20 protein-coding genes and 5 tRNA genes are annotated in these 19,962 nt (G+C 60.6%); 13 read left to right on the forward strand and 12 right to left on the reverse strand.

Annotated features, from left to right (window positions below):
• The first annotated feature begins 14 nt into the window (after positions 1–14).
• From EV286_RS09900 to EV286_RS09935, 8 genes are all read left to right on the forward strand, one after another.
• Positions 15–1,040: an amino acid ABC transporter substrate-binding protein gene (locus EV286_RS09900; protein WP_132956845.1), complete on the forward strand. Its 1,026-nt coding sequence runs from the start codon at positions 15–17 to the stop codon at positions 1,038–1,040.
• Positions 1,041–1,145: 105 nt separating this feature from the next.
• Entirely contained in the window at positions 1,146–2,345 is a 1,200-nt protein-coding gene (locus tag EV286_RS09905; protein ID WP_132956846.1) for an amino acid ABC transporter permease, read from the forward strand.
• Position 2,346: 1 nt separating this feature from the next.
• The gene (locus EV286_RS09910) at positions 2,347–3,501 is read left to right on the forward strand and encodes an amino acid ABC transporter permease (protein WP_132956847.1); all 1,155 of its coding nucleotides are present in this window, start codon (positions 2,347–2,349) and stop codon (positions 3,499–3,501) included.
• A gap of 19 nt (positions 3,502–3,520) precedes the next feature.
• A complete protein-coding gene (locus EV286_RS09915) occupies positions 3,521–4,294 on the forward strand; it encodes an amino acid ABC transporter ATP-binding protein (RefSeq protein WP_132956848.1) in 774 nt (257 codons plus the stop codon).
• Between the two features lie 232 nt (positions 4,295–4,526).
• A tRNA-Pro gene (locus EV286_RS09920) sits at positions 4,527–4,603 on the forward strand.
• A 90-nt stretch (positions 4,604–4,693) separates the two neighbouring features.
• Positions 4,694–4,999, forward strand: a complete 306-nt coding sequence (locus EV286_RS09925; RefSeq protein WP_132956849.1) for an ETC complex I subunit — start codon at positions 4,694–4,696, stop codon at positions 4,997–4,999.
• Positions 5,000–5,073: 74 nt separating this feature from the next.
• Positions 5,074–5,150, forward strand: a tRNA-Arg gene (locus tag EV286_RS09930).
• A 302-nt stretch (positions 5,151–5,452) separates the two neighbouring features.
• Entirely contained in the window at positions 5,453–5,914 is a 462-nt protein-coding gene (locus tag EV286_RS09935; RefSeq protein WP_132956850.1) for a cupin domain-containing protein, read from the forward strand.
• A 96-nt stretch (positions 5,915–6,010) separates the two neighbouring features.
• On the opposite strand, the gene EV286_RS09940 is transcribed toward EV286_RS09935, so the two are convergent.
• The 3 genes from EV286_RS09940 to EV286_RS09950 form a co-directional block, all read right to left on the reverse strand.
• Complete coding sequence (locus EV286_RS09940) at positions 6,011–6,748, reverse strand: DUF1194 domain-containing protein (protein WP_245500659.1); 738 nt, start codon at positions 6,746–6,748, stop codon at positions 6,011–6,013.
• Between the two features lie 164 nt (positions 6,749–6,912).
• Positions 6,913–7,404 carry a DUF192 domain-containing protein gene (locus EV286_RS09945; protein ID WP_132956851.1) on the reverse strand — a complete coding sequence of 164 codons (492 nt, stop codon included), beginning with the start codon at positions 7,402–7,404 and terminating at the stop codon, positions 6,913–6,915.
• Complete coding sequence (locus tag EV286_RS09950) at positions 7,404–7,982, reverse strand: cold-shock protein (RefSeq protein WP_132956852.1); 579 nt, start codon at positions 7,980–7,982, stop codon at positions 7,404–7,406. Before EV286_RS09950 ends, EV286_RS09945 begins: the two co-directional genes overlap by 1 nt.
• A gap of 192 nt (positions 7,983–8,174) precedes the next feature.
• Between EV286_RS09950 and gloA the strand changes: the two genes are divergently transcribed.
• The 5 genes from gloA to EV286_RS09975 all read left to right on the forward strand — a co-directional run bounded on the left by gloA (position 8,175) and on the right by EV286_RS09975 (position 10,564).
• Positions 8,175–8,615, forward strand: coding sequence for a lactoylglutathione lyase (gene gloA, locus EV286_RS09955; protein WP_132956853.1), 441 nt, complete (start codon positions 8,175–8,177; stop codon positions 8,613–8,615).
• A 152-nt stretch (positions 8,616–8,767) separates the two neighbouring features.
• A complete protein-coding gene (locus EV286_RS09960; RefSeq protein WP_348633533.1) occupies positions 8,768–9,832 on the forward strand; it encodes a D-Ala-D-Ala carboxypeptidase family metallohydrolase in 1,065 nt (354 codons plus the stop codon).
• A 221-nt stretch (positions 9,833–10,053) separates the two neighbouring features.
• Positions 10,054–10,128 (forward strand) — tRNA-Glu (locus EV286_RS09965).
• A gap of 71 nt (positions 10,129–10,199) precedes the next feature.
• Positions 10,200–10,274: transfer RNA gene (locus tag EV286_RS09970), tRNA-Glu, on the forward strand.
• Between the two features lie 215 nt (positions 10,275–10,489).
• Positions 10,490–10,564: transfer RNA gene (locus tag EV286_RS09975), tRNA-Glu, on the forward strand.
• Between the two features lie 53 nt (positions 10,565–10,617).
• Here EV286_RS09975 and EV286_RS31920 read toward each other — a convergent pair.
• The 9 genes from EV286_RS31920 to EV286_RS10015 form a co-directional block, all read right to left on the reverse strand.
• Positions 10,618–10,761 carry a hypothetical protein gene (locus EV286_RS31920; protein WP_165932814.1) on the reverse strand — a complete coding sequence of 48 codons (144 nt, stop codon included), beginning with the start codon at positions 10,759–10,761 and terminating at the stop codon, positions 10,618–10,620.
• 155 nt (positions 10,762–10,916) lie between these two features.
• Entirely contained in the window at positions 10,917–12,191 is a 1,275-nt protein-coding gene (mauJ, locus tag EV286_RS09980) for a methylamine utilization protein MauJ (RefSeq protein ID WP_132956854.1), read from the reverse strand.
• Between the two features lie 476 nt (positions 12,192–12,667).
• A complete protein-coding gene (locus EV286_RS09985; protein WP_132956855.1) occupies positions 12,668–13,927 on the reverse strand; it encodes a hypothetical protein in 1,260 nt (419 codons plus the stop codon).
• 1 nt (position 13,928) lies between these two features.
• Complete coding sequence (locus EV286_RS09990) at positions 13,929–14,360, reverse strand: hypothetical protein (RefSeq protein ID WP_132956856.1); 432 nt, start codon at positions 14,358–14,360, stop codon at positions 13,929–13,931.
• A 122-nt stretch (positions 14,361–14,482) separates the two neighbouring features.
• A complete protein-coding gene (recJ, locus tag EV286_RS09995) occupies positions 14,483–16,288 on the reverse strand; it encodes a single-stranded-DNA-specific exonuclease RecJ (protein WP_132956857.1) in 1,806 nt (601 codons plus the stop codon).
• A gap of 86 nt (positions 16,289–16,374) precedes the next feature.
• The gene (locus tag EV286_RS10000) at positions 16,375–16,587 is read right to left on the reverse strand and encodes a hypothetical protein (RefSeq protein ID WP_132956858.1); all 213 of its coding nucleotides are present in this window, start codon (positions 16,585–16,587) and stop codon (positions 16,375–16,377) included.
• Positions 16,588–16,733: 146 nt separating this feature from the next.
• Complete coding sequence (locus EV286_RS10005; protein ID WP_132956859.1) at positions 16,734–18,059, reverse strand: homoserine dehydrogenase; 1,326 nt, start codon at positions 18,057–18,059, stop codon at positions 16,734–16,736.
• A 51-nt stretch (positions 18,060–18,110) separates the two neighbouring features.
• Positions 18,111–19,328: an LL-diaminopimelate aminotransferase gene (locus EV286_RS10010; protein ID WP_132956860.1), complete on the reverse strand. Its 1,218-nt coding sequence runs from the start codon at positions 19,326–19,328 to the stop codon at positions 18,111–18,113.
• Positions 19,329–19,551: 223 nt separating this feature from the next.
• On the reverse strand, positions 19,552–19,917 hold the full coding sequence (locus tag EV286_RS10015) for a hypothetical protein (protein WP_245500660.1): 366 nt from the start codon (positions 19,915–19,917) through the stop codon (positions 19,552–19,554).
• Between the last annotated feature and the right edge of the window lie 45 nt (positions 19,918–19,962).

Consider the following 19,962-nt stretch of genomic DNA (forward strand, 5'->3'; position numbering starts at 1 on the left):
AAAGGTTGGGAAAAATGAACAGCAAGCTTTTGTCGGCGGCCATTGGCGCAGCATTCTTTGCAATTGGCGCATCGGCCGCGTCGGCTACCACTCTCGAGGACGTCAAGGCGAAGGGCTTTGTCCAGTGCGGCGTCAACACCGGTCTGCCGGGCTTTGCAGCCCCAGACGCATCCGGCAACTGGGCAGGCTTCGACGTCGATTTCTGCAAGGCCCTGGCATCCGCCATCTTCGCGGATCCGACCAAGGTAAAGTACACGCCGACCAACGCCAAGGAGCGTTTCACCGCCCTGCAGTCAGGCGAAATCGATGTGCTGTCGCGCAACACGACCTGGACCATCAACCGCGACACGGCTCTCGGGTTCCACTTCCGCCCGATCACCTACTATGACGGACAGGGCTTCATGGTTCGCAAGAGCCTGAACGTGAAATCCGCGCTCGAACTCTCCGGCGCCGCAGTCTGCGTGCAGTCGGGCACGACCACCGAGCTCAATCTCGCAGACTACTTCAGGACCAACAACCTGCAGTACAATCCGGTCGTCTTCGAAAACCTGCCTGAGGTCAATGCCGCCTATGACGCCGGTCGTTGCGACGTGTACACGACCGACCAGTCGGGCCTCTATGCAACGCGCCTGACGCTGAAGAACCCCGACGAGCACATGGTCCTGCCGGAGATTATCTCCAAGGAACCGCTCGGCCCGGCCGTACGCCAGGGTGACGACCAGTGGTTCGACATCGTCAGCTGGACCGCCTATGCGCTGATCAACGCCGAAGAGTTCGGTATCACGCAGGCCAATGTCGACGAGATGAAGAACTCGACGAACCCGGACATCAAGCGCTTCCTCGGAACCGAGGCCGACACGAAGATCGGCACCGACCTCGGCCTGACGAACGAGTGGGCGTACAACATCATCAAGGGTGTCGGCAACTACGGCGAAGTCTTCGAGCGCAATGTCGGCGAAGGCAGCCCGCTGAAGATCGCCCGCGGCCTGAATGCCCTGTGGAACAAGGGCGGCATCCAATACGCACCGCCGGTTCGCTGAGCGCCTGCCGCTTAGCGCCCAAGCAAACGCCCGGAAAGGCGGCAACCCCGCCTTTCCACCTACAAAAAGAAGCCCGAAACGGGCATAGAGGGGAACTGGCGAAGCATGACGCAAGAGGCTGTCAACACACCACTGCTTCAACCGGGCTGGACAGTCCGCTCAGTGGTATATGACCCAAAATATCGAAGCATTTTCTTTCAGGTGCTGACCATCGTCGTGCTTGTGGCGGTCGTCTGGTGGATTGTCCACAACACCGCGACGAACCTGGCGCGCAGCAACACGGCCTCAGGCTTTGCATTTCTGAACAGCCGCGCCGGTTTCGAGATCGGACAGTCTCTAATCGCCTACAACAGCGATTCGACCTACCGCGCGGCACTTGTCGTCGGCCTCCTAAATACGATCCTCGTGGCCGTTACCGGTATCATCACTGCCACAGCCATTGGCTTTGTCGTCGGTATCGGAAGGCTCTCCCATAACTGGCTGATTGCAAAGCTCTGCACCGTCTATGTCGAGGTATTCCGGAATATTCCGCCGCTGCTCGTCATCTTCTTCTGGTATCTCGGCGTGCTGTCGGTGCTGCCGCAGCCACGAGAGTCTGTGCATCTGCCCCTCAGCATGTTCCTGAACAATCGCGGCCTCGCTTTTCCCAAGCCGATCTTCGAGCCCGGTATGTGGGCCGTCGTTGTCGCCTTCCTGGTAGCCGTCGCCGCCGCCGTTGTCCTGGCGCGATGGGCTCATGCCCGCCAGGCGAGAACCGGCAAGCAATTTCATACGATCTGGGCATCAGTCGCCCTCATCATCGGCTTACCGCTTCTGACATTCCTGGCCGCCGGAATCCCGCTTTCCTTCGACGTGCCGGTGGCGGGCAAATTCAACCTGACTGGCGGCTCGGTCATTGGCCCGGAATTCATGTCGCTTTTTCTGGCGCTTTCCTTCTACACTGCCTCGTTCATAGCCGAGATCGTTCGGGCGGGTATCCGCGGCGTTCCCAAGGGCCAGAGCGAGGCGGCGGGCGCGCTCGGGCTTCACCCGTCCAGCATCACGCGGCTCGTCGTCGTGCCGCAGGCGCTTCGCATCATCATTCCGCCGCTGACCAGCCAATATCTGAACCTCACGAAGAATTCGTCGCTGGCAATCGCGATCGGCTTTGCGGATCTCGTTGCCGTGGGAGGTACAATTCTCAACCAGACGGGGCAGGCAATCGAAGTCGTATTGATCTGGATGGTCGTCTATCTCGGACTCAGCATCATCACCTCGCTGCTGATGAACTGGTTCAACTCCAAGATGGCACTGGTGGAGAGATAGGATGTCAGTGGCAAACTCTTCATTCGTCAGGAATACGATGCTCGCCGCCGAGCCGCCTCCGGCCACCGAAAGGGGCATTACGGCCTGGGTCCGGCGCAACCTTCTCGCCACGCCCAAGGACGTGGTGCTGACGGTCATCGCGGTGGTCCTGCTCGCCTGGGTACTCCCCAAGATGATCGACTGGCTTTTCATCCAGGCGGTCTGGACCGGCACGGACCGCACCTTCTGCGCCACCACCGTGCAGGGCGGCATCCAGCCCGACGGCTGGAGCGGCGCGTGCTGGGCCTTCGTCAACGCGAAGTTTGATCAATTCATCTTCGGGCGCTATCCGCTCGACGAGCGTTGGCGACCGACCCTCGTCGGCATCCTCTTTGTTCTCCTGCTCGTTCCGATGCTGATCCCGTCTGTGCCGCGCAAGGGCCTGAACGCGATCCTTCTCTTCGCCGTCCTGCCGGTCTTCTCCTTCTTCATGCTCTATGGTGGCTTCGGCCTCGAGATCGTGGAGACGCCCCTCTGGGGCGGCCTGATGGTGACCCTCGTCCTCTCCTTCGTCGGTATTGCGGTGTCGCTTCCGGTCGGCATCGTGCTCGCACTCGGGCGCCGGTCGCAGATGCCGGTCATCCGCATCATCTGCGTTGCGTTTATCGAGATCATCCGAGGCATACCGCTGATCACGGTGCTCTTCATGGCAAGCGTGATGTTGCCGCTTTTCCTGCCCACCGGCTGGACGGTCGACAAGCTGCTTCGAGCGCTGATCGGTGTCGCAATCTTTGCGTCGGCCTATATGGCCGAGGTCATCCGTGGCGGTCTGCAGGCAATACCGAAGGGACAGTTCGAGGGGGCCGATTCGCTCGGCCTGGGCTACTGGCAGAAGATGCGGCTGATCATCATGCCGCAGGCGATCAAGCTTGTGATTCCGGGAATCGTCAATACGTTCATAGGCATGTTCAAGGACACGTCGCTCGTGACGATCATCGGCATGTTCGACCTGCTCGGCATCGTCAAGCTGAACTTTTCCGATGCCAACTGGGCGACGGCAGTAACGCCGATTACCGGGCTAGTGTTTGCCGGCTTCGTATTCTGGCTGTTCTGCTTCGGCATGTCGCGCTATTCCGGCTTCATGGAACGTCATCTCGACACCGGCCACAAACGATAAGACTTGAGGGAAAACAAATATGGCTGAAGCCCAATCAAAGAAGATGACCGTCTCTGCGACTGATGTTGCGGTCGAGATCATCAACATGAACAAGTGGTACGGCGACTTTCACGTGCTGCGCGATATCAATCTGAAGGTGATGCGCGGCGAGCGTATCGTCATTGCCGGCCCGTCAGGCTCGGGCAAATCAACAATGATCCGCTGCATCAACCGTCTGGAAGAGCACCAGAAGGGCCACATCATGGTGGATGGCGTCGAGCTCACCAACGATCTCAAGAAGATCGACGAGGTGCGGCGCGAAGTCGGCATGGTGTTCCAGCACTTCAACCTGTTCCCTCACCTTACGATTCTGGAAAACTGCACTCTGGCGCCGATCTGGGTGCGCAAGATGCCGAAGAAGCAGGCCGAGGAAGTCGCGATGCACTTCCTGAAGCGCGTAAAGATCCCCGAACAGGCCGGCAAATATCCAGGCCAGCTTTCCGGCGGCCAGCAGCAGCGCGTCGCGATCGCCCGCTCGCTCTGCATGAACCCGAAAATCATGCTGTTCGACGAGCCGACCTCGGCGCTCGATCCGGAAATGATCAAGGAAGTGCTCGATACGATGGTCGGCCTTGCCGAGGAAGGCATGACGATGCTGTGCGTGACCCACGAAATGGGCTTCGCGCGCCAGGTCGCAAACCGCGTCATCTTCATGGACCAGGGACAGATCGTCGAGCAGAACTCACCTGCGGAATTCTTCGACAATCCTCAGCACGAGCGCACCAAGCTCTTCCTGAGCCAGATCCTGCACTGACGAACAAATCCGGTCGTGCGGCGCGAACGCCACCGCACGACCAGGCGTAGGATGCTTGTTGTGCGTTGCCGCGCATGTTGCAGCGTTGTTTTCGCTTTCCTCGCCGCAATACGGCGATCGCCTGAGGCCCTTCGGGCACCTTGCGTTGCCTACCTTCAATTCGCACGCAGAAACGTGATTTTAGGAGTTGCAGGGCTAGGATGAAGCGTGTATCTCGGCTGCATTGCTGGCTCGGAGTGTAGCGCAGTCTGGTAGCGCATCTGGTTTGGGACCAGAGGGTCGGGAGTTCGAATCTCTCCACTCCGACCACCCCTTCATCCCGGTGAAGGGTCGCATCGAGGGAAGCAGTTGGCATAGGCGGTGCCGAGGTGTCCGCCCTCAAGTGGAGCAGTTCAGGATATGTCTGCCAAGATTTACCGTCCCGCCAAGACCGCCATGCAGTCCGGCAAGGCCAAGACGAATCTCTGGGTTCTCGAATTCGATCAGGAAACCCCGCGCACGATCGACCCGATCATGGGCTACACCTCGTCTGCGGATACGCGCCAGCAGGTAAAGTTGACCTTCGAGACGCTGGAGCAGGCCGAGGCCTATGCGCAGCGCAACGGCATCGAATACCGCATCATCATGCCGAAGGAGGTGGTGCGCCAGTCCCTCTCCTACAGCGACAATTTCCGCTATAGTCGCATTCAGCCTTGGACGCACTAAGGCGGAGCAGCTGCATCATTGCAAAGACAAGACCGTCGCGTGCGGGGATCCGGCACGCGGTGGATTGCCGAGATGGCCCCTTAGCTCAGTTGGATAGAGCACCTGCCTTCTAAGCAGGTTGTCGCAGGTTCGAATCCTGCAGGGGTCGCCAGGCACCAATATTTCGCCAAATCCCCGCTGTGGATCGTCGCCCAACTCAAAGTCCGCGTTAAATCTGCCTGGTTTCTGCTCACAGAAGTGTGGACTGACCTCAAGGGCGACCACCCCTATCTCTCACGACGACTCCTCATGGCAACATGGACTTTCCGGCCGGCGGCATCATTGCCAAGTCCTGCCGGTGCCGAGGTAGCAACCTGTCAGCTACGTCCACCGCCATGACGGCTGCACCTCGAATTGTGCTACATAGACGACGGACCAACGTCCAAAGCGAGGCTTGCTCCCAAGGAGACCGCGATGCCCAGAATTGACGTTGCTGCTGTGCCGAAAATCAACGGTTCGGGCTATCCGAAGCCTTTCGATAAGCCTTGCGCCGAACGAGAGCGGCAGAGACTGGGCGATGCAGGTGGTCTCGCTGATTTCGGTGTTAATCTCATGCACTTGCCGCCGGGGAACTGGTCGAGCCAGCGCCACTGGCATACGGCCGAGGACGAATTCGTCTATGTGCTCGAAGGAGAGCTGACGCTCATCGAAGACGACGGGGAAACCGTCTTGCGTGCCGGTGACTGTGCGGCGTTTCCCAAAGGTACGGGCAACGGCCACCACATGATCAACAGATCGGCGTCGACGGCAATCTACCTGGAGGTCGGCAGCCGCTCGCCCTCCGACATTACTACCTGCTCAGACATCGATATGATGAGCTCCAATGCCGATGGCCGGTTTGTCCGCAAGGACGGAACGCCTCTTGACGGGTCCTGAGAACTGCCCGCATCGTTAGGGAGCCGAGGTGGGCCCCGGTGCTATGAAAAAGCAAAAGCTCACTTCTCGTGATGCGCATATCGGCGGCTAAGCTGGTCATGGCATGCGCGGAACATTCCCGTCGGCCGGCGGCAATTCCCCAGCCTGGCTGATCTCCCGCACAAGCTTTCGCTGAATTGCCGAACTATAATCCTCCGGGACACTGGGCTCCACGACGAAGGCGCCCGGGCCGCCGATCACGTTGGTGCTGAAATAATCCACAAGGTGATAGGCCACGCCCTTCCTCAGCTGCGGGATGATGATGGCATTGATCGTGGTGCTGCCGCCCGCCAGAGCCCTCGCCCGGCTCTCCTCGAGTGGCGGCCCGTCGTTGTTCTTGCCGTTTGACGAAATATCGATGACCCGCCGCGTCGTGGTGCCCGCAAACGCATCGAGAAGCGCCCCACTCGCCTCGAGGGCAAGAGATATGGATGTGCTGCAATAGCCGGGACAGTGGTCACCGTCGCTGCCGTGGCTGCGAATCGCGTTCGCCACGGCAAGCCCACCCGCGAGATCGCATATCGGCGTCCAGGGCAGAATTATCTTCGTCTGTCCGGGCCCCGCCCATTCGAGATAGGCTACGGCAACACATCTATTGAGGCCCGACGAGATAGCGGCGATCACCTCAGGCTCGGAGAGTGCCGTGGCGTGGCCCTCGCGCTGCAGCTTCGCAGTGACCGGGTCGACCGAGGCCGAGGTGTCGATGGCAAATACGATCGCCACGTCGACGTCCGCCGCATGCGCGCCGCCGACATGACAAAGAATGACAAGCAGTAGCATTGGGAGCGTGCGCACGGTCCCCTCCCGTCCGATGCGACACCGAACAGATAATACGCCTCCGATGCTTCACGTCCAAGCGAATAGAACTGATGGCTTCCACGCGGGTATTGGCGTTCATGCTGGCGCCAGAGGCACCTTTGAGCTTGCGTGGCAAAGATCGTGAGGCGCCGCGGAGGGCGCTATTGCGCGGTGTCTCTCTCAATCGTCGCGCTTTTGACATGGTCTCCGGGCTTGATCCCGAGCTTGGCTGCCGTCCCGCCGTTCAGTTCGATCACAAACTCGACCGCTCCACGCGAATCGATGATCGCCCGCGAGAAGGGTTCGGCATTCGCATGGATGTGCCGGATGATCCCGGCGCTGTCGATGAAAAGCATGTCGAGGGGCAGCGGTGTGTTTTCCATCCACATCGTGACGGGGCGGGGAGCGCCGAAGGCAAAGAGCATGCCGGCGTCGGCAGGCATGCTCTTGCGGAACATCAATCCGTGCGCCCGCTGGTCCGGGGTGGCGGCGATCTCGACCGTGAACGGCAGGTTTCGACCGTCTACCGTCTCGATCGCAAGCGGCTCCCTGGCGAACTGCATCGCTTCCTCGGCGACGACCGCATGCGCCACCAAGAAAAAAAGCGCCGCAATGGCGCTCATCAGAATGTTCGGACGAGCGACGACGCGCATCAGTGCGACCGATTGGCGGGGCTTGGTACGTCGGGATGGACTTCCGCTGCCATCAGACCCTTCTCGCCGTGGCCAAATCGAACCAGCACGACCTGGCCCGGGCGCAATTCCGTCAGGCCGAAGCGGCGCAGCGTCTCCATATGGACAAAGATGTCCTCGGTGCCCTCACCGCGCGTCAGGAAGCCGAAGCCCTTGGTTCGGTTGAACCACTTTACGAGGGCCCGCTCCAAGCCGCTGGTGGGCGTCACCTGCACATGGGTCCGGACCGGCGGCAGCTGCGAGGGATGAACGGCAGTGGACTGGTCCATCGACAGGATCTTGAATGCCTGGTACCCGCGCTCCCGACGCTGCACGAGGGCGACGATGCGGGTCCCTTCAAGAATCGTTTGATAGCCGTCCCGACGCAGGCATGTTACATGCAAGAGCACGTCCTGCATGCCGTTGTCCGGAACAATGAACCCAAATCCCTTTGCGACATCGAACCACTTTACGACGCCGGTAATCTCGATAAGGTCGACGGCATCGCCCGACAGCTCTCCCAGCCCGCTGAATTCCTTAGGTGAAATCCTGTCAGCCATTTCGTCAGCCCTTCGATTACGCGTCACACTGTTACGGTTAACTGATTCTTGCGATCAAGATTAACATCTTGGTAATGGAAAAGCGCAAGTCCCAGTTTTCGAATATTTCCAGTTGCCGATTATAGCGCGATGTCTTGCCTGAACCTGACGTCCTCTCATTGCGAGGCCGTCACAACATAGAGAGGAAACAAAATGCGTTATTTGCACACTATGGTCCGGGTCAAAGATCTGGACGCTTCGCTTCATTTCTACACCACGCTCTTCGGCCTCACGGAAATCCGCCGCCACGAAAACGAAAAGGGCCGCTACACCCTCGTTTTCCTTGCAGCCCGTGACGATCTGGAGGCCGCCAGGAACGAAAAGGCACCGTGCCTCGAGCTGACCTACAACTGGGATACAGAGGATTATACAGGCGGACGCAATTTCGGTCACCTAGCCTATGAGGTGGATGACATCTACGCAATCTGCCGGCATCTGATGGATAGCGGCATCACCATCAACCGTCCTCCCCGCGACGGCAACATGGCCTTCGTGCGCTCACCGGACGGGATTTCGATCGAGATCCTGCAGAAAGGCTCGAGCCTGGCGCCGGCAGAACCCTGGGTCTCCATGCCCAATACGGGCGCCTGGTAAAGCGAGGCTTTCGCGTAGCTTGCCGGATATGCGAATTGCGGGCCACCAGGCCCATTCGCACTTGCCGGCGGCAGATTCGCTCGGGCAATGTCGGTCGACTTCAAGCTTGGCGCAGATGATTTGGCGCCAGGCATCCCCCGGAGATCGATCGTTTGCTGACGTTGCCCAAGCCGCTCTCTCTTGCCGGTGCCCTGTTGATCGGGGCATCGCTGATGCTGCTGGGCGGCTGCGTGTCGACCGGCAAGGGCCCCGACGAAGCAGCACCGGCGGCATCGGATACCACTTCCGTACAGGAGACGTCGCGGGCCGTTGCGGCCGACGGATCCGCAAAGGGATACCGCGACCCCCTCGTTACCAATGTCGCCGGAACCGCTCCACAGCAAACAGCCCAGACAACCCCGCCTCTGCCTGGTTCCGCGGCGACGGCGCCAGCGAGCATTGCCGGCCTTGCCATGCAGCCGACCGGCGTCAACGCTCAGGCCATGAGCATCTTTTCCACTCCGGGTCCGGCGGTCGCTGCCGATGGGAGCGGCGCTGCCACCGGCGCGATCGCACCTCAGGCGGCTTCGCCGGCGCGAATCAATCCGACCTCGAGCAGCGTCTACAGCACCACTTATCCTCCTTCTTCGCCGGCAGGACAGAAAGCTGCGCCGCCGCCGCCATCCCCGAACAGTCCTTCCCCTGGTCCGCAAGCCGCAGCCGAGCCCACAGGTGGCAATAGCTCGCGCCTTTCCGGCGGGGCAATGACAGCCCTGTACAGCGCGCCGCGGCCAGCGCGGACGAACTTCCTTGCGGGACTGCTCCAGAAAGCTTCCCTCCCCGGGGTTACGCGCGTTGCCCCGAAGGGCCTGCATATGCAGACGGACGAGGTGCAGGTCAGCTGCTTCAAGCCCGGCCTGCTCGCGATGATAAAGAATGCCGAAGCGCATTTCGGCAGGGCGGTCGTGGTCACATCGGGCTATCGCGACGAGAACCATAACCGTGCCGTCGGCGGCGCAGACGAATCTCTTCATAAATCCTGCGACGCAGCCGACATCCGCATGGACGGCGTGTCGAAATGGGACCTCGCCTCCTATATTCGAAGCCTGCCGGGCCGCGGCGGTGTAGGTACCTATTGCAATACGGAGGCTATCCATCTCGATACGGGCACCGCCCGTGATTGGAACCGCGCCTGCCGCTCACCATTTGCCGGGCAATCAGCGGGACGAGGCGTCTAGGTCCGCACCGGTTGCGGGTAGCCCCGCGCCGTCCGCCACACATCACGTTGCGTTAAGCAAGGCCGCGCCTCTATCAACAGACCATCTAAGTTGTTGAATATAACTCATAAATCTGCTTCGTGACAGCAGATGCACGTCTTTGTCATTTTTTTGAAGAAAATCGAACTTCGCGCTTGCGGGAATTTCTTCCCCTGACTATAAGGGCGCCACACGAAGCGCAGGCGCCCTTCGTCTATCGGTTAGGACACCAGATTTTCATTCTGGGAAGAGGGGTTCGACTCCCCTAGGGCGTGCCATTTACTTGCAAATTGCATTATACTCTCTTGGTAAAGCTTTGGTGGTTTCCGATTCAATCGGTCGCGGTCATGCGCCCTTCGTCTATCGGTTAGGACAACAGATTCTCATTCTGTAAAGAGGGGTTCGATTCCCCTAGGGCGTACCACTGCATCGTGCGGTCGACCGGCCGCAGTCTCTCAGGCGCGTGATATCTGCCTGCGCTAAGCATCGAAGATCGTTGCGCAAAGCCTTGGGCGGCATGTCGACTTTCCGTTTTCCACAGGACCTCTGTCACTGCTCCAAGAAAAATCCGGGATCAGGCCGATTTAGCGCTTGCGGCAGTGAAATCGCCTGACTATAAGGGCGCCACACGAAGCGCAGGCGCCCTTCGTCTATCGGTTAGGACACCAGATTTTCATTCTGGGAAGAGGGGTTCGACTCCCCTAGGGCGTGCCACTTTTCAATAAAATCAATAGCTTACAAACGCGATGCACGAATTAATTCGTGACTCACTTATTCGCCTTGTCGGCAGCTCTCAGGCGCTTGACCTGTGCGGCCCGCTTGGTCGCCGCCTTGACGGCACGGAACGCCATTGGATCGGCGTCGAGATCGTTCAAATAAATGATCGTCGTGTTCGGGCTCTTGTGTCCCATTGCTTTCTGAATGGCGAATAGATCCCGCTCGCCGTCGGCACCCTCGGCGATCTCGCTCGCGAACGTGCGGCGCGCAAACCGTGAAGCGTATAGCCTTGTATGCCCGCCTTCAAACCGGGTTATGTATTAACCCGGTTTTCGTTGGCCGACCGTTTCTACTCGGGATCAGCGGACTCTGGGGTCTCTTCGGCGTTCTGGCCGACGGGTTGGAAAATCTCGCGGAAAAGGTCCTGCCATGCCCCCCCTTCCTTCTTTTCCACGGCCTGCCGGATTCGCAACATGTCAGTTGCCATCACAAGCCCGTAAACATAGCCCCCATGCTCCTGGACTCGGATGCGCTTGAGCATTTCTTGATGGTCGCCGGGTGAGAAGCTGAGCGTGCGTAGCCGCTCATACTGCTCGGGCGTCATCCTGATCTGTGACGGCAAGGCGCTCTGAGGTGGCCCGGGCGGCACCATCGTCATCTTGAACCCGCTAAAATTGAGATCGAAAAACCCCTCCTGATCCACTGGCACAACGGTCTGGAGATGGCCGTAGGCATTGACGTTGTAGTGCAGATAAGTCGAAGGCAGGCCCATGTATGCGCCGTTAATCAACTCCTTCGGGAACTGCCTGACGAGGGCGTTGAAGAGGAGTTTACCCAAGATGTCGACAACGCTTTCGTGCGGATCGGGTAGCGTGCTCTCAATTTCTCTGAGTGTTGATCCGTGCATAAGGCTGTTGCGGGTCTTGTCGAGCAAGCTAACGGTCGCTTCATCACACTTCTCGTCTGCCGCCATCATCAACGCCCGGATGGCCTGCTTCGCATAGGGCTTGTGCTCGGGGTGCTCTCCGCATGTCTCGCAGTAGAGCGCCGACTTGCAGCGGGGGCATTTGTCGTGAACCTTCTCGGTCGGCTTCTGAAACTCGGCAACAATTTCGAGCGCGAACCAGAAATAGGTAAACTGGTCATCCGGCGAATCCGCGTGGATGCCTAGCCTGTACCAGCGGAGCGCGCGCCGGATAGCCGGCGGAACGTCGAACTCCAACAACCGCTCAATCGAGCTGGCATGCTTTGGCCGCAGGAAGGGTTGCGGATCATCGTGCTCAATGACTTCGCTCCACAAGTGGACGTCCCGCATCGCTCCCTGCGCAGGTTCAGCGTCCACGATCTGCCGGATCCTGTGCTTCCGGAAACTGGAGCCCACGGTAAAGGCCAGCATGTTCAGGCAGGTTGCCAGCAGTTCATCGGCAACGTCGCTGGCCTCCGTCAGGCTTGGCGCTTCAAAGTAGAGGTGGAGGGAAAGCAGGAAGGGCGTCGTGTACTCGGAACGCGGGATGTTCCTGATCCGCGCCTCGAACGCCCCCCGCGGATCCTTGATCGTCAGCACAAGGTCGTCGGTGACCACCGAGACGTCAGACGTTATCTCAAAATTGGCGACACACCGCATGAACCCCTCCGCTATTGCCTTGTCGGTCATAGCATTGTGGGTGCACGTTGGCCTAGCACTCGGCCTATCTTACAACCGGTTTTCCGGCCTCGGTCCACAGGCGTTCGACACGATGGAAGACCTCGGCACTTGGATTATGGGCGTCGCCGCATTTGGCGCGGGAGATCGTCGCCGGGGGCACGCCCGCGGCTTTGGCGATTGAGCGGAGCGATCCGTCGGTCGTCGCCAAGAGGCCGTGAACCATCGATTGAAATTGTGAGGCGGCAGTCTCGGGCATGCGCCGAAATATGCCACCACATGCGCATGCGGGAAAGTTCAGGGAGAACAAAGCGGAACGTGATTTTGTGACTCCCGGCGGAAATCCGGGCATTTTCATTTGTGACTCACTTTTCCAAGCCATTGAAAGCAAACAAAAATGGCACGCCCCTAGGGCGTGCCACTTCCCTTCCCTTGGACAGATCCATGCATAGCCAAGTCTAAGGCGCTTTCGGTTGCGCAAACGCGTCCGGCGGCAATCCGAGACGCACTGCCGCCTCTGCGCTCTGGAAGGCCGCCGCGCGGGCCTCCCAATTGTCCATCATAGCGCCATAGTCGCCCGGCGAACGTCCTTCGTTCAGATATTGAAGCTTGGTGAGGGTGGAGTAGTCGGCGTCGCGCACCGCGTCGCTGAAGCGGACACGTGGTGGAGGTAGCACCTTTCCGAGCAGCCAGCGAAATGTCGGCTGTCCCGGCAGTCCGAAGACGATGCGGTGATCAGCCTTCGCGTTGTAGATCATCAGCGGCTCCAGCAGCCCGTCGCCTTCGCCGGGCGCCACGGGCAGTCCAAGCGTCATGCTGCGGAAAACCTGCTGCATCCGGGCCGGTGGCCAATCCTCGAAAGCCGGGAGGAGCTTGATGCGACCGTCAAGCACATGGCTGCGCGAAAGATAGTCGGCGTAGACGGGGTGATCGGCCAGCAGGCCGCGGTGAATGACGTCGAAACCGCTCGAGAAGCGGGTATCGCGCACTTCACGCTTGGCATCGTCGACTGCCTGGCGCAGGGGCCCTCCCCAATGGACGCACCAATCGATGTTGACGAGCCCGGCCCGATTCTTCTGGACCTCCGAGCGAATGAAGTCGGAGTTCCATGCGCGCTCAAAGGCGATACAGAATATTCTGACCGGATCCGGCGTCTGGAATGCCGCAAAGGCGAGAATCGGGAACACCAGGACGATGAAGCGGCTGTCCCCCTTGGTGATTTCGAACATCCAGCGGTAGACCGCACCGTAATACTCGCTCCCCGGCTCGCTCATGACCACCTGGTCAAATGCTATGCCACCATATGGATCCTTGCTGAAGCCCTCCTCGCCGGCACGACCTGTCAGGCTTCCCGCTGCGCCCCCGGTATGCACGTCCCAGTACCGCGTCCAGCCTTCCATGAGCCGGAAGGCGTCGAAGGGGAAACCATCGGGGACTTCCCGCACGCGAGCCGACATGTCTCCGATTGGCGGAACCGCGCCGGTCTCCTCGAACGACTTCATCCGCGCCCATTCCTCACCGGCGATATTGGCGAGATAGCCGGAAGAGAGAAGCTGCCAGAAGTGCAGCGTCTCATGATAGAGGGTGCGGCTGAGCGCATCGCGCCAGCGCGGATCGTTGGGCGCCTCAAAAAACGGCATCAGATCGTCGGCAAGCTCGGTCGGTAGGGGCGTCGCGACGCTGACGACACCTGTCAGGTAGTCGAAATGCGCGGCCATGCTAGCCTCCGATGAAGCCTTTCAGCAGGTCGACCAGGAGCTCGGAGAGCCGTTTCGAACTCTTGATTTCCGCCTTGGCAATCGCCGTCGCCTTACCTGTGGCGTCCTTAACGACGATGAAGTCGTGCGGAATGCCGTCGACAACGATCACCTTCGGCACCTTGCCGCTGATATCGAGCAGCACGCCCGACGCTTTTGCCGGCAAATAACGATCGTAGATATGCTCCGCCAGCCAGACGATCGAAATGAGAGCGGTGACCTCGACGGCACCGATCACGTTGGCGCGGCCAAGCCCTGGCACATCGGGAATGACTTCGTGCTGGGAAACGAACGCACCTTCAGGAAGCAGGGCCTTCAACTTCGCCCCGTCCTGCGCCGGTACTTCTATTGCCACTTTCAACTGGGCATTCGTGCTGGGTATGGTCCCGGACATCGCTTGCTCCTCCCTCCGGTGGTCAATGCCCGCATGGCGGCCAAGCGGCCGTCCCACTCACTATCCGCCCAAGCGGCCCTCCTGTCCATCATTGTCGCGTAAGTGGCCAGGCCAGCCGACTATCAGCGCGCTACCGCCGCGTCGGTCACACGCAGCTGTATCCGCCGCGTCCCCTGCCAGTGGTCTGCGCTGAGCGAACCGGCAACATGAAGCTGAGAACCCCTCCCGTTCAGCAGGAGGTCGCCAAGCGGCGTCTGGGCGGCGCGGAAAGCGATGCCGTCAAGGCGGGTTCCGTCCATTGCCTCAAGCGTGATCTTAATGTGTGACTGGCCGACCGGCCGCGAATCGCGCAGCCGATGCGCAGGAATAGCAAAGAGCGGCTGTGCATGGCCCGAACCATAGGGTCCTGCCGTCTCCATCTGGTCGAAGAGCTCGACGGTCGCGCCGCTCGCACCGAGCGCGCCGTCGATCTTCAGCGTCTCGTTGGCGACAAGCGATTGCACTGCCTTCTCCGCCCTCTCGGTGAAGAAGGCCCTGAGCCGTCCGAGATTGGCCCGCTCGACCGTGAGGCCGGCGGCCATCGCGTGACCACCACCCTTGAGGAGTAATCCCTCATCCACGGCAGCCCGCACCATCCGGCCAAGGTCGAAGCCATTAATGGAGCGGCCAGAGCCAGTGCCCTTGCCGGACGCGTCGAAAGCGATCGCGAAGGCGGGACGCCTGAACCGCTCCTTCAATCGCGCTGCAATCAAGCCGACGATGCCGGGATGCCACTTCTCGCGCGCGGTGACGATCACCGATGCCCCTTCGCCATCCCCATATTCCGCCAGCGCCTCGGCCTCGGCTTCCTCGAGCATGGCTGCCTCCATCGCCTGCCGGTCCCGGTTGAGACTGTCGAGCTGCTCCGCGATCGTTTCGGCCTCAGCCTGATCGTCCAGCGTCAGCAACCGGCTGCCGAGCGCGGCGTCCCCGATGCGCCCGCCGGCATTAATGCGTGGACCGATCAGGAAGCCGAGATGATAGGGGGCCACGGGTCCGCCAAGCCCTGCCTTGCGGAACAGCGCCGCCAGACCGGCATTGCCGAAGTGACGCGCGGCGATCAGTCCCTTCACCACGTAGGCACGGTTCAGACCCCTGAGCGGCACGACATCGCAGACCGTAGCGAGCGCCACGATATCCAGCCAGGCGAGCAGGTCGAGATTGGCAGCGCGCCTGTCCCCGTCCTGCCTGAGCTTTCTCAGGGCGGCCACCAGTACAATGAAGACGACGCCGGCCGCACATAGATGCCCCTGCCCAGAGAGATCGTCCTCACGATTTGGATTGACCAGGGCATGGCAGGGCGGCAGTTCGTGGCCGACCTGATGATGATCGATCACGACGACATCGACGTTGCGCTCGGCCGCAGCCGCGAGGGATTCGTGACTGGTCGAGCCGCAATCGACTGTCACGATGAGCTGTGCCCCGCCATCGATCAGCTGGTTGATGGCGGCGGGGTTCGGGCCATAGCCCTCGAAGATACGATCCGGGATATAGATGCTGGCATCGACGCCGAAATGGGACAGGAAGCGGTGGAGCAAGGCAGAGGAAGCCGCTCCGTCGACATCATAGTCGCCGAAGATCACCACCTTCTCCCGCCTGCCGATGGCGCGCGCGAGGCGTAACACCGCCTTCTCGCAATCGGTCAGCAGATAGGGTTCAGGCATGAGGTTGCGGATCGTCGGGTCGAGGAAGGCGATCGCATCGTCGGCGGCGACGCCGCGCCCTGCAAGTACGCGGGAGATAAGGTCTGGAAGTCCATGCTGCTGGGTCATGGCAAGCGCGCGGTTCTGCCCGGCCTGATCGAGACGCGAAACCCAGCGGTTGCCGAGAACCGACCGTTCCACGCCCAAAAATGCCCGCTGCACGGGATCTGCCGGTTCCGTCGTCATGCCGCGACAATCCACTCCTGTCCGCCTGATCTTTTACAGGAGTGCGGCGAATAGAACAGAGGCCGTTCGGGAACATTCCGGGCGGATCAGAGAATAGCCCACAGGAAGAAGCTGCCGCCGACCATATGCGCGAGCGTGGCGGCAAAGACGGTTATGACGACTGCCCCGTTCCGCGCGTGATATTCATCGCCTTCGAACCCTTCGTCGGGATCCTGCTCGGCGATCCAGGCCCGAATTCCGCGGTCGCCAGCCCACGGCCTGCCGGGCTTTGCGACAAAGTGTATCGGGACTGCCCCCATATTTCTCCTCCGCTCCCGACATACATCATATTTTCGAAAGTATTCATATAGGATTCAGGGTTTCCACAAGTGAGAAAATAAAAAAGCCCGCCGGGCGAAGCGCGCGGCGGGCTAAGTGTGGCGCAAAAGTCGCCGCCGATGGGCGGTCAGCCATCTTCCTTGGGACGCTCGATGCGGATGACCTGCGGTTCGCCAACGAGATAGCCCTCCTCCTTGATGGAGGCAACGGCCCTGCGAACGGAGTCCTCCATCGTGGCATAGGTCACGAGTATGATCGTCTGGTGGTCCGAAGGCGAAAGGTGATGCGTCGATCGCTGGACAATGGATTCGAGCGAGATCCTGTTTTCCGCCATGCGCGTTGCGATGCTGGCAAAGACGCCGGTGCGGTCCAGAACCGTGAGGCGGATGAAGTAACCACCCTCGTGGCTTTGTATCTGCGCCTTGCGGTAGGGCTCGAGCGCCTTGGCCGGATGGCCGAGAACAGGCACGCGCTGCGCGCCCGGGCGGCTCTTGGCAATATCCGCTATGTCACCGAGCACGGCCGAGGCAGTAGCATTGCCCCCGGCGCCCGGTCCAACCATCAGGAGTTCGCCGAGCACGTCAGATTCGATCGCTACAGCATTGGTGACCCCGTCCACCTGGGCGATGACGGATTCAAGCGGCACCATCGTCGGATGGACGCGCTGCTCAATACCCGTATCGGTGCGCTGCGCGACGCCGAGGAGCTTGATCCGATAGCCGAGGTCGGCAGCTGCGCGGATATCCTCGATAGAAATGTTGGTGATGCCCTCGAGATAGATATCGTCGGCCGCAATTCTGTTGCCGAAGGCGAGCGTCGTCAGGATGGCAAGCTTGTGGGCAGTGTCATTGCCTTCGATGTCGAATGCGGGGTCGGCCTCCGCATAGCCCAGTCGCTGAGCCTCCGTCAGGCATTCCAAAAAGGAAAGGCCCTCCTTCTCCATCTTCGTGAGGATGTAGTTGCAGGTGCCGTTCATGATGCCGTAGACGCGCGAGACCGTGTTGCCGGTCAGGGATTCGCGCAGCGCCTTGATCACCGGAATGCCGCCGGCGACCGCAGCCTCGAAGTTCAGGAGAACGCCCTTTTCCTCGGCGATCTCGGCAAGCTCGACGCCATGATAGGCAAGCAGCGCCTTGTTGGCTGTCACCACGTGGAGACCACGTGCCAGCGCAGCCCTAACGGAAGCGTTGGCCGCGCCTTCCGCCCCGCCCATCAGCTCCACGAAGACATCGATATTGGCCTTCTGCGCAAGGTCCACCGGACCGCCAAACCATTCGATACCGCTCAGGTCGATACCGCGGTCCTTATTGCGGTCGCGGGCCGAAACGGCCACGATCTCGACCGGCCGGCCGCAAGTCGCGATCAGCTCGTCCTGACGCTGCTGAATGATGCGGACGAGCGAAGCACCAACGGTGCCCACGCCCGCAATGCCGATTCTAAGGGCATCTGCCATGTTCAATCCTGAATATGTCTGTGACGGGCAGCCGTGAACCGGCGGCCCCTGTTAACGGTGGGCGTTCAGCGAGATCACGTTGTGCATGGTCTCGTCGGCCGTCGAGAGGAAGCGCTTGAGATTGCGGGCAGCCTGACGGATGCGATGCTCGTTTTCGACGAGCGCGATGCGCACATAGTCGTCGCCCTGCTCGCCGAAGCCAATCCCGGGAGCAACTGCGATATCCGCCTTTTCCACCAGCAGCTTCGAAAACTCGAGCGAGCCGAGATGGCGGAATTTCTCCGGGATCTTCGCCCAGGCAAACATCGTCGCCTCCGGCGGCGGCACATCGAAGCCGGCCTTTCCGAAGCTGTCGACCAGGACGTCGCGGCGACGCTTGTAGATGCTGCGGACCTCGGCGATATCCGAGCCGTCGCCATTCAGCGCATGGGTCGCTGCTACCTGGATCGGCGTGAAGGCACCGTAATCAAGGTAGGACTTGACGCGCGTCAGTGCTGCAATGAGGCGCTCGTTGCCGACCGCAAAGCCCATGCGCCAGCCGGGCATGGAGAAGGTCTTCGACATCGAGGTGAACTCGACCGTCACGTCCATCGCGCCCGGCACTTCCAGGACGGACGGCGGCGGCGCATCATTGAAGTAGATCTCCGAATAGGCGAGATCGGACAACACGATGATGTCGTGCTTCTTTGCGAAGGCGACGACGTCCTTGTAGAAGTCGAGCGTCGCGACATAGGCCGTGGGGTTGGACGGATAGTTGAGGATCAGCGCCAGCGGCTTCGGGATCGAGTGCTTCACAGCGCGCTCGAGCGGCGGGAAGAAGCTCTCGTCCGGCTCGACCGACATGGAGCGGATCACGCCGCCCGCCATCAGGAAGCCGAAGGCGTGGATCGGATAGGTCGGATTCGGGCAGAGGATGACGTCGCCCGGCGCGGTGATCGCCTGCGCCATGTTGGCGAAGCCTTCCTTCGAGCCGAGGGTCGCCACGACCTGCGTATCCGGGTTGAGCTTCACGCCAAAACGGCGAGCATAGTAGGCCGCTTGCGCGCGGCGAAGGCCGGGAATGCCCTTGGAGGACGAGTAACGATGCGTGCGTGGGTCCTGGACCACTTCGCACAGCTTGTCCACGATCGCCTTTGGGGTGGGCAGGTCCGGGTTTCCCATGCCGAGATCGATGATATCGGCCCCGCCCGCTCGCGCGCTCGCTTTCAAACGATTGACCTGTTCGAAAACGTAAGGCGGCAAACGCCGGACTTTGTGAAACTCTTCCATCTCATTCCCCGTGGAACAGGCGACCATTCAAGCCGCGATGAAGTTCGTCCTCGTCAGGTGGCTCGCGACACGAACTCCAAGATCGCGGCACCGTCGTCATCTGGCCGGAGGGATGCGGTAAATCTTTGACGGATTACCGACAATTGCTGGTTCAGCGGGCCAGATGTGCATGCATTGCGTTTATCAAGAACGCTTTGCGTCCAAAACGCATGAAACGCAAGGGTTATCTGCTGATCTGCGACAGCGCATCCGGGCCGTGTTCGGCAGCAAGCTTGCGCATTTCCTCGACCCGCTTCTGGTATTCGGCCTCGGTTATCGTTCCTGCCTGGCGGGCGGAAGTGAGCGCGCTCAGCTGCTGTTGCTGATTCGCCGCCTGCTCGTCGCTCATCTGGACATTGGCGGCCGTCAGCGGACCCGCAAATGTAGGATATCCGTCGGGGGACTTTATGTGCTGCGGCTGATTGGCTGCGGCGTCCGGCGAATTCATTACCACGGCCGTCGGTGCCGCCCGATGCGCGGCACGGGCTGCCCGCTCCTCAGGTGTGAAGGCACAGCCGCTCAGGACAAGCGTCATGGCGACGCAAGCCATCGCGAATCGATCCAGTCTCGCCACTTTGATGCTGCCGCCCGTTAC

This window comes from Rhizobium sp. BK251 (assembly GCF_004345245.1).
In the GTDB taxonomy this organism is placed as follows: Bacteria; Pseudomonadota; Alphaproteobacteria; order Rhizobiales; family Rhizobiaceae; genus Rhizobium.